Below are 13517 nucleotides of genomic sequence, written 5' to 3' on the forward strand. Positions count from 1 at the left end.
TTTGCAATGCCAAAACCGACATTCAGAAAGAAATCAGTAGATAACGACAACAGTATTTCCAAGTTCTCTGATGAAAAAATTTCAGTTGGTGATATACGAAAGACTCAGGTTATAACCACTTTCGGCGTTGGTTCTATTGTAGATTTCAAGGATGATACCGTAATAATTGCATCTACTGACGATTGGGATTATCCGCCTGAATCTGAAGAAGTGGAAAAAAGAAAAATATTCAACGAAAACCTTTCTGTTATTACAGAAGCTGAATACTTTTTAATGCCAAAGACTACGCAAAACACAAACCACTTTTCCAAAGGAAAGAATATCACTTCATATGTATTTCCTGAGAAACTTCATTGTTCCAGATGCGGTAACCTTTACGATTTCAGAGAGTTAAATATTAAAGACCGTCATAGATGCCCTCAATGTAAAAATATTCTGAACGCTTCTCGTTTTATCGTAGTTTGTACAAGAGGTCATATGGACGATTTTCCTTATGATTGGTGGGTGCATTATGGAAAGCCTTGTCCGTCAGGTGTAAAGTCGCCAAGAATAAAAATGGTCAATATTTACAACAGAACGGATATTGACAGCTTACGACTTGAATGTACTGAATGTAAGAGCACAAGAAGTATGGTTCAGGTTTTTTCTGAAAATGCTCTTTCGGAGTTCCGTTGTACCTGTAAGCACCCTCATTTTAAAAATCCGTATGCAAGAGTTCAGTATGGTTGTAATGATAAAATGAGAGCAAGATTACGTTCGGCATCTGGCGTGTATTTTCCTATAACCAAAGCTGCTTTACTGATTCCGCCTTGGAGCAGAAAGGACGTAAGCTGTATTCAAAAGAATTATGAGATAATAAAAGCTGTTGAAGAAGTCGATGAAAATAAGGTTATATTCGCAATAAGAAAGCTTATTCATAATGAAACTGTTTCCGATGAAGAAATCATGAGATCATGGAAGGATGTAAAATTCTCTAAAGAACATAATCAGAGACGATCGGAGTTATCAGTTTATGAAGATGAATATGCCATTCTTTCAAAAGAATCTAATTCAAATGAAGACAAGTTCTCCTCATATACATCAGTTATTCCTGAAAGATACCATCAGTTTTTTGAACAGCTTGTTGTAGTTGACAGGCTAACTGTTACGCAGGCTTTTACTGGATTTACAAGAATAACTCGTAACGAGTCTAATAGTGTGGCTATCTCTCAGTATCCTAAGCCTTGGCTGCCTGCTGTTGAATTGACTGGCGAAGGTATCTTTATAAGATTTAACAATGAAAAGATTTCACAATGGAGAAAAGAAAACTTTTCACGGTACAGAAGAATGAAGAAAGCAATGGAGGATAGCAAATTTACATTAGATGTATTTTCTGAAACATATGTTATGCTTCATACCTTTGCTCACTTATTCATTCGTGAGATTTCTAACATTTGCGGATATAGTGCAGCATCTATAAGAGAAAAGATATACAGCGAGATCAATGACAAAGATGAAGTGAAGATGTGCGGTGTTCTTATATTTGTATCTTCTTCTGACAGTGATAGCAGCCTTGGCGGACTTATAAGTATAGCTGATAATAAAGATACATTTGAAAAAATAATGGATAGTATGCTTGATCGAGCAAGTTGGTGCAGCGGAGATCCGTTATGTATATCTTCAATGAAGCAAGGCTATAAAAATCTAAATTACGCTGCCTGCCATGACTGTACACTCCTTCCTGAAACATCTTGTGAACGGTTCAATTGCTTCCTTGACCGAGCTTCAATTGTCGGATTGCCTGACAATCCCGCACTTGGATTTTTTAATACTTGAATTACAACAAGAGGACTTGAATGATAATTCATAGTCCTCTTTATTATTGGAATAGTAAACAATTGAAGCACAACCGCTTTAATCTTGTATGATTTAACAGATTTCACAAAAATGCTGTTCGTTTTTCTTGCTTTTTCTCTGAAAATGTGGTATAATAGACAATGTATAATATCCATTTGTATTGCTATTTAAACCAGTTCCATTTCATCTTACACTGAGCAATACTCTATGCCCTATTATGGCACTTAATTAATTTATAAATCAAAAAAATGAGGGAGAACTATGTCAGCATCATCTGTACAGCACAGATATAATTTTATAGATTTATTTGCGGGTGCCGGAGGTTTATCAGAAGGATTTGTTCAGGCTGGATTTAAACCGATAGCTCACGTTGAAATGAATGAATTTGCTGCCAAAACCTTGGAAACGAGGAGCGCATATTATTACTTAAAAGAAACTAATAATCTCAGTATCTACACAAAGTACTTATCAGGTAAAATAACTCGTGATCAATTTATGGAGCACATACCAGCTTCAATTACCAAAACTATTATTCATGAAACAATGTCAGATAAGACCCTACCTGGTATTTTTAAAACTATTGACGGAATTATGAAGATAAAAGGCATTAATTCTGTAGATGTAGTTATCGGAGGGCCGCCTTGTCAGGCTTATTCTCTTGTTGGAAGAGCACAAAGCAGTCATATGGACACTCCTATGTCAGAGGATCCTCGTAATTTCTTATATAAGCTCTACGGACGTTTCTTAAAGAAATACCAGCCTAAAATGTTTGTTTTTGAGAATGTAATGGGAATCATATCTGCAAACGGTGGTTCTACATGGAAAAACATTCAAAAGTATCTTAAACGTATAGGTTATGAGATCGAGTGCAGAGAACAACACGCAAGTTATTTTGGAGTTCTACAGAATAGACGCAGAATGATAATTGTTGGCTGGCTGAAAAATAGTGGATTAAAGTATCCTGATTTTATTGAAATCAAAACAAATTCAGTAGTAAACGACTTGTTCAAAGATTTACCGAAATTGTTGCCTGGTGAAAGCTCAGATAAGTATTCCAAAACCAAGGCAAGCAACTACGTGACCGAATCTGGCATCAGGACTTCAAGCGACGTTCTGACCTTGCATTCAAGCCGAAATAATAATGATCGTGATATAAGTATATATCGCAGAGCGATTGAATTATGGAACGACGGACATAAAAGGCTAAACTATAATGACTTGCCTGAAGAATTGAAAACACACAAAAACAGGCATTCATTCACCGATAGATTTAAAGTTGTTGAAGGCGATGAAGCTTATTGCCACACCATTTTAGCACACTTGTCGAAAGACGGACATTATTTTATTCATCCGGATATAAACCAGCACCGTTCTATAACCGTCAGAGAAGCCGCAAGAATACAATCCTTCCCTGATAGTTATTTCTTTGAAGGGCCGCGCACTGCACAGTATATTCAAATAGGAAATGCAGTTCCACCTATCATGGCAAAAGGGATAGCCATGGGGATTTTCAAAGAGCTATATGAGGGTGATAACAGTGAAACACAATCTACTGCTTGAACAGTATAGTAAATACAAGAAAATAGAGTTGGAAGAATCGCCATTTCATTTTCTTTTAAACGCAAATATTGAGCTTAACCCACATCAGATCAATGCATTCTGTGCAGCTATACAAGCTTTAAAAACAGGCGGAATCGTATTGGCTGATGAAGTAGGCTTAGGAAAAACAATAGAGGCAGGTCTTGTCCTGAAATACGTAATAGACTCAGGCAAAAATCATATTCTTATCTCACTGCCTGCGTCGTTACGAAAACAATGGGAAATCGAACTCTTAGAAAAATTCGGCTTAACCTCCTATATTCTTGATAAGCAAACAGTTGAGAAGGATTTTAAATATTGGGCTTCAAGGCTAACCGATAGCTCAAAACAGAGCATAATAATCACATCATATGCTTATTCATCAAAGCTTATGAAAGCCTTTCCAAAAGCAAAATGGGATTTTATTATTATAGATGAAGCACATAATCTTAGAAATGTTTTTCACGGAACTAAGAGAGCAAAGAACCTTTTTGAGTTGTCGAAAGGAATTCCGAAAATTTTGCTTACAGCTACGCCTCTTCAAAACTCGTTGACTGATCTTCATGGATTAATATCGTTTATAGATCCACGTATATTTGGAAGCGAAAAAGTATTTGTTAAGCGATATGTAAATGATCAGGACTATGCAGATTTAAAACATGAATTACTCCCTGTCTTGTATCGTACACTCAGAAAAGACGTTGCTAAGTACATGAACTTCAAGAAAAGGATATGCAAAACAGTAGACTTTTCTCTTTCAGTTGATGAAATTGAATTATATCAAAGAGTAAACGACTTTCTGAAAAGAGACATCCTATATTCTATTCCGACTTCAAACAGAGGGCTTATTATCCTTGTTATACGTAAATTGCTTGCATCTTCAAGCTTTGCTTTAATAGAAACCTTTGAAGTCCTAAAACAAAGGCTTGAAAAGCTATATCAAGGCACAAGATCAGCTAACGCCCAGGAAGGCTTCGATTTATTCTGGAGCTATGTTGAGGATGAAATTGACGAATCCGGCTTTGAAGAACCTGACGATGAAGATACTGTGATTCAAAAGCAGTATATAAAGTCTGAAATAGATGAAATCGATGAAATAATTACTGTAGCTAATAGAATTTCCACAAACGCTAAGCTCCAGGCGCTGAAATCAGCTATTAAAATTGCTTTCGATTATCAGCAAGAGCACGAAATATCGCAGAAGGTTGTAGTTTTTACAGAATCAAAACGTACTCAAAAATATATAGCAAATGAGCTTAGAAAAGAAGGATATCAAGATGATGATATTGTTCTTTTCAACGGTGATTTTGATGATGCTATGTCAAAAGAGTTATACCGTGCTTGGCAGGTCAAGAACTTCGGCAAGGTCAATTACGGCAGAAGTGTGGAATACAAGCACGCTATCGTTGATTATTTCAAAAACAACGCAAAGATACTCATATGTACAGATGCAGGTTCAGAAGGTCTTAACCTTCAGTTCTGCAACGCAGTGATCAACTATGATTTGCCGTGGAATCCTATGAAAATAGAACAACGAATCGGTAGATGTCATCGTTATGGGCAGCGGAATGATGTTGTCGCTATCAACCTTTTAAACACACAGAACGCAGCAGATCAGAGAGTATATGAAATTCTTTCAAAGAAATTTGAGCTGTTTGAAGGCGTATTCGGTGCATCAGATATCGCACTCGGAGTACTGGAATCAGGCGTAAGCTTTGAAAAAATGATCCTTGAGATCTATCAGTCATGTAATACAACCGCTGAATTTAAGAAAGCTTTTGATAAACTCGACCGAAAGCTTAACGCCAAGCGCGACAAGAAAGCAAAACAGCTTCGTTCTTTGCTGCTGACGGAGAGTAGTAATGCCAAAGAGGCTTCATTGGATAAAACAAAGGAAGAAATCGCAGAATACCTTCGTGAGGTTGAATACTGGAGCGATTGTACTGAAGCGAGAGTAGAAGGCGGATTGAGATACCTTGAAGTTGATAATGAGTGTATGAATATGCTCTGTGAACATGGCACTCTCTTTATCGGTTCATTCTGCAATTCTACATCGTTATTATTCCCTGTACTTCTTCTTTGTAACTCAGAAGGAACATATATAAATGTCAGCGAGCCTGAGCTTGTAGAAGTCATAGAGAAGATCAACGATTCTGATGTCCATACTTTCTCTCCAAGTAAAGATGAGTCAGAAGCATATAAACGTGTATATGATAAACTTTGCTCGGAGATGCTATTGAAGTATCAAAAGCAAACCTCCCCGGTTATTGAATACAACAAACGAAAAATCGAAAACTGGGAACGTATACAGATGGATCAGCTTGTTGCTGATTATCAGGATATGCAAGCTGAAATCGAAGCTATACAGCATCAAGAGAAGGCATCTACTAATTTCTATGAGAAAATTGACATAAGAAAGAAGATCGCCGAAAAGAAAAAAGCACTTGAAAGCTATCAAGCTGCTTTTCACCAAAAAGGAACAGAATTCAAAACAGAGGGCGATAAGGAAATTGCTGAGTTTAACAAGCAGTTTGATGTCAATCCTGTTTTGATCATCAATATCGTATTAAAGTTTTAGGAGATATTATTATGCAGAAAACTGGTAAACTTGAACTCACATGGGTTGGCAAGTATGAGGAATCAAAAATAGAACCTCGAATTCTTATTGAGGATAAGACAAAGTCATACGGCGATCCTTCCAGTGAAAATATGCTTATTCATGGGGATAATCTTATTGCTCTACAAGCTCTTCAGCAAGATTACGCAGGAAAGATTAAATGCATATATATAGATCCACCGTATAATACAGGAAGTGCTTTTGATTACTATGATGATGGTTTAGAACATAGTATTTGGTTATCGATGATTAAATCAAGATTAGAACTGTTATGGAGTTTACTTGATGAAAAATACGGTAGTATTTGGATTAGTATTGATGATGATGAACAGGCATATTTAAAAGTATTATGTGATGAATTATTTGGTAGAAGTCAATTCGTATCTACTATCGTTTGGCAAAAAAGAACATCTCCTGATATGCGTGCTGCGATTAGTGATGGACATGAATATGTATTAGTTTATGCGAAGAACTATGATCAGTTCAAAAAGAGTAGGAATAAATTATCGTTAAGTCCTGAGCAAGCAAAAAATTATAAAAATCCTGATAATGATCCAAGGGGACCATGGACTTCAACGGACTGTACTGCGCAAGCTGGTCATGGCACTAAAGAACAATTTTATACATTTACAACTCCCGCTGGTCGTGAAATCACTTTACCACCTAATTTATGTTGGCGTTTTACCAAAGATAGGCTTGAAGAAGAAATTGCTGCTGGACGAATATGGTTAGGGAAAGACGGTAAAGGCGTTCCAAGGAAAAAGACATATTTGTCTGAAAGCACAGGAATTGTTCCGTGGTCTTGGTGGACAAATAAAGACGTAGGTCATACACAAGAAGCTAAGAAAGAAGTAAACACTATTTTTGGAGATGATTCGTTTTCAACACCAAAACCAGAACGATTAATTGAAAGAATAATAAGCATAGCTTCAAATCCAGGTGATTTAGTTCTTGATTCATTTTTAGGATCTGGAACCACCATCGCTGTCGCGCATAAAATGAAAAGAAAATGGATTGGTATAGAAATGGGAGATCATTGCTATACTCATTGCAAAACAAGAATAGACAAAGTAATAGATGGTGAGCAAGGCGGTATTTCAAAAAATAGTGAATGGCAAGGTGGCGGTGGCTATCATTTCTATGAGCTTGCACCAAGTCTCCTTGTAAAAAATGATAAACTTCCCATTTATCAGATCAACCCCGATTATACGTTCGAGATGCTCTGCGAAGCTATCTGTAAAATCGAAGGGTTCAAGTATAAGCCTGACGATGTATTCCACGGCAATTCTTCCGAAAGAAGATTCATTCACGTTACTAAGGAATTCGTAAATGTAAGCTATCTAAAATCAATAGCTTCGCATCTTGCTGTAGGACAGTCCTTGCTTGTTTACGGGCTTTCTATACAGTCAGATATGAATCTGCCTGACAATATCGAAGTAAAGAAAATACCGAAAGACCTATTAGAAAAATGCGATTTTGAATGTGAGGTACAGTAATGGCTGACGTTGTAAAAAGTATAAGCTATGCTATGAGTTTAAGAACGCCACAAGAAGAAGCGCTTTCCTACCTCGATGCAATAAGCTCTCACTGTGATTATAAGAATGACGATAAAACTGCTGTAGAAGCCGTTGCTTCTGAGAATTGCGAGAATCAGAGAACAGTAAATTCAAAATTTGAGTTTCCTTCATTCTGTTATGCTATGGCTACCGGTATCGGTAAAACTCGCCTTATGGGAGCCAGCATCTATTATCTCTATAAAACCAAGGGCTATAAGCATTTCTTCATTCTTGCTCCGGGTAGCACCATATATGATAAGCTTCGTAAAGAGACAAACCCTAATCACCCTAAGTACATATTTAAGGGACTTGAAGCTGAAATGGGCAAACCAAAGGTTTATGATGGTGAAAATTACGACCGTTATCCTGTCAGGTTTGAACAGCTTTCTATGTTTGTAGATAATACTTCTGATATCCAGCTTTTTATTTTCAATATTGGTAAGATCTTCAATAGTAAGACTGATACAGAGTTTAACTTCCATAAGTTCAAAGAAACGCTCGGTGCATCTTTTGCTGATGTACTGGCTCAGTTCGACGATCTTGTTATCTGTATGGATGAGGCACATCGTTACTATGCCCCTGCGTCAATGAAAGCAATCAATTATCTCAAGCCTATACTCGGTCTTGAATTCACTGCAACCCCTAAATCAACATCAAACATTATCTACGCTTATGACATTGCCAGAGGTGCTACTGAGGGCTTTTTAAAAATTCCTGTTGTTATGGGACGTTCTAATACCGCCGGATACAGTCAGGAAGATATAGAAGAAATGAAAATTCGTGACGGACTTACGTTACACGAAAATCGTAAGGCTATTTTAAGGGAGTATTGCAGCAATAACCACACTGATTATGTTAAGCCTATTGTTCTCATTGCTTGTAAAGATACAGATCATGCTAAGCAAATCCGTGAAAAGATAGACAGCGATGACTTCCTGAAGGGAAAATACAAAGGCAAAGTTATTGAAATACACTCAAAGCAAACCGGAGAAGAATCAGAAGAAAACGTAAGACTTCTGCTTTCTATTGAGAGTTCTTCAAATCCTATTGAGATCGTATTGCACGTCTACAAGCTTAAAGAAGGATGGGACGTAAACAACCTGTTTACGATAATTCCGCTCAATGCTGCCAAAAGTGATATTCTTGCTATGCAAACTATCGGTAGAGGTCTTAGATTACCTTTTGGAGAGCAGACAGGAGATGAAAAAATCGATACTCTCGATATAGTTGCTCATGATCATTACCGTGAATTGGTTGACGAAATAAAGAGCAGTGATATCTTCCGCTATCGTGATCTTGATTCACAAAGTGCTGAACACACAGAATCGGTAGATGTTACAGCTTCTGCAAGCGATGAACAACTTTCACTCTTTGATGATGCTATCGCTTCAGCAGGTGTTAAGTCATTTACTGATATCAGTAATCCTAAGACACAGCATGAAATCTACGAAGAATACAAAAAGAATTTCATGACTACACAGCGAAAAGCAAAACCTGATGAGACTCCAGCTGATGATGGACAAATGACGTTGTTTGATATGAACAGTGAATCTTCCTCCAGCACTGCAAGCGGTTCTTCAGTTACTAACGAACCAGCTACATCAAATACTACGATTGATCCGAAACAATCGCCTTCTAAGATGATGTCTGAGGAAGATTTCTCTAAATCTCTTGTTGAATACGCTGTTAAAGCTATATCTGTTCCAAAAATTCTCGTTCAAACGACTTCTGAGGTCAAGTTTAAACGTTTTGAAGTTAAACGTTCTATTACTGACTTTGAAGTGGCTAAAGCGCAGATTGAACGTTTCGATGCTATTAATCAAAAACTTCTCGCAGTAATAGATGCACAAATACTCGAAGTGAACGATGCTATGAATACGCTTGCGTGTATGCTTCTTGATACAATAAGCGAATTGTCATTTGATGATGCTGATTTTGTTATCGATGTAGTTGAACAGTATCTTTCTCAGATAGACGGAACTGAAGAAGAAAAGAAGCAGATTGTCAGACGCTATGCTTCAATGATTATTAACGACATTCGCAAACAAATATATGAACACGTAGAAAGAAAGACAGAAGATATCCATTTGGTTCAGAAAGACCTCATTATTTTCAAGAAATTCATTAAGAGTGTCAAGGACGATGGACAAATAAAATTTGATAAGCCTTTTACTGACAAAGCAAATATTAAGAAATATCTGTTTACAGGCTATAAGAAATCATATTATCCTTCAAATGCATTTGACAGTGATTCCGAGAGACAGTTCTCTATTATTCTCGAAGAAGATCCTGATGTTATTCGTTGGATCAAACCACCGTTAAATCAGTTAGGTCTATTCTGGAAAGCTGGACAGCAGTATAATCCTGATTTCCTTATTGAAACCTCCTCTGATAAATATATGGTAGAAGTTAAAGCACTTAAAGATTTAACTACTGATGAAGTAATTGCTAAAGCAAAAGAAGGTATTAAGTGGTGTGGATTTGCATCATCAGCTGATCCTGATCATAAAACATGGCATTATAGATTGGTTTCAGATGACAACATAAAACCAGGTAATTCATGCAAATTTACTCTTGGCACAGCCCATTCAGTTAAGGAGGATTAACTATGGCTGATAGATTCAAGTATTCTGAGGTTAGACAGCACATAATCGACGACATGAGAACTGATCTTATCGGTCCTATGGAGCCGTATGAAGTGCTTGATGAGAATCCTCGTTTTGCATATCTTGTTGGTATGCTTGATGTTCAGAGCGAAGAAAACTCCGATGAAAACGAACAGGAAATCGATACAGATGCGAACTATGAAGATGAGGAAGATTATACTGCTGGCGAAGAAGATGATAATGAACCGATAATGACTACTCGCTTTCAGCTTCCTTCTTCTATTGGTATAAGTTTTTATATTTCCGATGAGACAAAGAGTATTTTGCTTGATGTATCATGGGGAGATTATACTAAATCTTCGGAAAAGTATATGGGCAAGGATGATAAAGAACATACAAGAACAATCTATAATCGTCAACCAATGTCTGAAACACTAACCATTAATTTTGATGACTTTACTCGAACAAAAGAATACTCTCTAAAGATTGATTCAAATGTACACGTATATGTATCTCGGATCTCACTTAAAGGAAATTATTCGCTTGTAACCGCATACGTTATAAATAAAAGGATAAATGCTGAGAGTGCTGCTGAAAGGATTATGTTTCAAGTAGAGCTTAAAGCATATTCGGAGTCACAGCAACCTATTTTTATTGCTGAACATATATGCAGAAAAATACTTGCTTCTGATGAATTTTACTTTGAACAGCGTCCTATATTAGGTCGTGGACGTGGATGTGCCGCAATATGGGATACTCCTGTAAATGGTAGATCAACATATATAAAGTCTTCTTTTATACCAGAGTATGAATTTTCTGGAGTAAGTGCAGCTTTAGAAGGATTTGATAAAAACTATTTCTCGACATCAGATATGTCTGTAAAATCCAAGAAATCAGAAACTATTTCTAAATTAAATACACTTGCTGATTCATATGAGAAGTGGATTACAGATATTCTTGAAACAAATGAAAGAATGAAAGATGATGCTTTCAGAGAAAAAATCGGCAACTTAGTTGTTGAGCGTTGTAAAGAAGCTCTGAGCCGAATCAGAGAAGGAATAACATTAATCGACAATGATGATATAACATTTGAAGCATTTTGCTTTATGAATCGTGTAATCTTCCTCCAGAACAGTATCAAACGATTCTCAAAGAAAAACGGTGCAGGCATATCATGTAGTTTTCTCGATTTCATCAACCCTAAGATCGACGAAAATAATTTCGGCTGGCGTCCGTTCCAGATTGCCTTTATTCTGATGAACCTTTCCGGTATTGTTGATCCTAAGCATAAGGACAGGGACATAGTCGATCTTTTGTATTTCCCTACAGGTGGCGGTAAAACAGAAGCATATTTAGGTCTTATGGCTTTTGTAATAGCAAACAGAAGGCTGAGAAAAGAAGATTTTTCTATGTATGAACGTGATGGCGGAGTAACTATTATCCTTAGATACACTTTGCGTCTTCTTACAACTCAGCAAAGAGATCGTATAACCAAAATGGTTCTTGCAGCTGAAACTATAAGAAGGCAAAAGCCACAATTATTTGGAAATGAGCCGATTAGTATCGGTTTTTGGGTTGGAGGAGGCGTAACTCCTAACAAATTTGAAGAATTCAAAGATAATCCAGATAAGCCATATAACGCAAAGAAAGCAAGAAATCTTGTTTATAAGCAGCTTCTCAATTGTCCTTTCTGTGGAAAACCTTTAAACGAAGAAAACTTCAATATAGATATTGAAAAAAAATCTATAGAGATTCACTGTTCAAATATGAATTGTCAATTCTATAGGTATAAAGATGATAGAATTGCATTACCTGTATATTTAGTTGACGAAGAAATATACGCTAAATGCCCTACCATAATTCTATCAACAGTTGATAAATTTGCAAATTTACCATGGGAAGTAAGAACAAATGCTCTTTTTGGACGTGTTGACCGTAAATGCAGCAGAGATGGATATGTTGCTATAGGTGAAGACCATCCTCAGAGACATAATAAAACTGATTCATTAGCAGCTTCTACTTTATCTCCGGTTAAACAGTTTTTGCCGCCTGAATTAATCATTCAGGATGAGCTTCACTTAATCACTGGACCTCTTGGCACAGTTTATGGAGCTTATGAGACTATAATTGAAGATATGTGTACATATGACGGAATAAAACCTAAATATGTGGTTTCTACGGCGACAATCAAAAACGCTGAAGCCCAGGCTAAATGCTTGTATGCAAGACAACATACAACGCAGTTTCCTCCAAGTGGTTTTGAAATTGGCGATAGCTTCTTTATAAAAGAAATACCTGTCGAAAAAGATCCGTTCCGTAAATATGTTGGCATATGTGCTCCAGGACAATCTGTAAAAACTGCATTACTGAGAGTTTATTCTATCATTCTTCAGGCAGCACATAATTACTCTTGTCAAGATGAATTTAAAGATGTAATTGATCCTTATTATACGTTAGTGGGCTATTTTAACAGTATACGTGAGCTTGGCGGTGCTGTTAGATTGCTTCAAGACGACATTCCGAAGAGAATAAAAAGAATAAAAAAGAAGTATGATTTCGACAGCTATCGCAACCTTTTCCATAACGTTGAAATTACATCTCGTATGGCTTCTTATAAGATTCCTGAGAAACTAAATCAGCTCGAAATAAACTATCAATCAAGAGATTGCCTTGATACAGCTATTGCTACTAATATGATAGCTGTAGGTATGGATGTTGACAGACTCGGATTAATGGTTGTAACTGGTCAGCCTAAACAGAATTCTGAATATATTCAGGCAACGAGCCGAATAGGAAGAGCTTTTCCTGGTTTAGTGGTTACTCTTTATAATGCTTACCGTCCTCGTGACTTATCTCATTATGAAAATTTCACTGGGTATCATTCACAACTTTACAGGTTCGTAGAAGGAACTACAGCAACTCCATTCTCTGCAAGAGCAAGAGACAGAGTTATGCACGCACTTATAATATCAGCTATTAGGTTGAACTATCCTGAAATGGCTGAAAACGCAGCTGCTTCTTTAATCACTTCAATGACTGACGATCAACTTGTATCAGTGAAAAAACTTATTATTGATCGACTTAATATCATTAAACCATCAGCTAAAATAGATGCCGAAAATGAAATTGATCAGTTCATTGATTGGTGGAAGCTACAGGCTTCTCAGATTAAGAAGGTGCGATACTTTGTCGTTGATACTAAACACTATAATAGGTTAATGAATTCCTATGATCAGCCACATATCGAAACCGAAAAGCCTACACTAAGGTCTATGCGTGAAGTTGAAAGTACAGCGAATATGTACTATTACACGGAGGAATAAA

Annotated in this window: 6 protein-coding genes; all 6 read left to right on the forward strand. The window is 36.7% G+C overall.

Translation table 11 applies throughout. The annotated features are described in order from the left end of the window. Positions 1-6 precede the first annotated feature (6 nt). The 6 genes from drmB (at position 7) to drmA (ending at position 13516) form a co-directional block, all read left to right on the forward strand. Positions 7-1815, forward strand: a complete 1809-nt coding sequence (drmB, locus tag RF007C_RS06660; protein WP_037298472.1) for a DUF1998 domain-containing protein — start codon at positions 7-9, stop codon at positions 1813-1815. A 282-nt stretch (positions 1816-2097) separates the two neighbouring features. Next, the gene (locus RF007C_RS06665) at positions 2098-3396 is read left to right on the forward strand and encodes a DNA cytosine methyltransferase (RefSeq protein ID WP_037298474.1); all 1299 of its coding nucleotides are present in this window, start codon (positions 2098-2100) and stop codon (positions 3394-3396) included. After that, complete coding sequence (drmD, locus tag RF007C_RS06670; protein ID WP_051456573.1) at positions 3374-5992, forward strand: DISARM system SNF2-like helicase DrmD; 2619 nt, start codon at positions 3374-3376, stop codon at positions 5990-5992. Before RF007C_RS06665 ends, drmD begins: the two co-directional genes overlap by 23 nt. An 11-nt stretch (positions 5993-6003) precedes the next feature. Beyond that, a complete protein-coding gene (locus tag RF007C_RS06675; RefSeq protein WP_037298479.1) occupies positions 6004-7527 on the forward strand; it encodes a site-specific DNA-methyltransferase in 1524 nt (507 codons plus the stop codon). Continuing rightward, positions 7527-10193, forward strand: a complete 2667-nt coding sequence (locus tag RF007C_RS06680; RefSeq protein WP_037298481.1) for a DEAD/DEAH box helicase — start codon at positions 7527-7529, stop codon at positions 10191-10193. The genes RF007C_RS06675 and RF007C_RS06680 overlap by 1 nt, the downstream gene beginning before the upstream one ends. A 2-nt stretch (positions 10194-10195) precedes the next feature. Next, positions 10196-13516, forward strand: coding sequence for a DISARM system helicase DrmA (drmA, locus tag RF007C_RS06685; RefSeq protein ID WP_037298484.1), 3321 nt, complete (start codon positions 10196-10198; stop codon positions 13514-13516). Position 13517 lies beyond the last annotated feature (1 nt).

The sequence above is a fragment of the Ruminococcus flavefaciens 007c genome, assembly GCF_000571935.1.
Lineage (GTDB): Bacteria > Bacillota > Clostridia > Oscillospirales > Ruminococcaceae > Ruminococcus > Ruminococcus flavefaciens_F.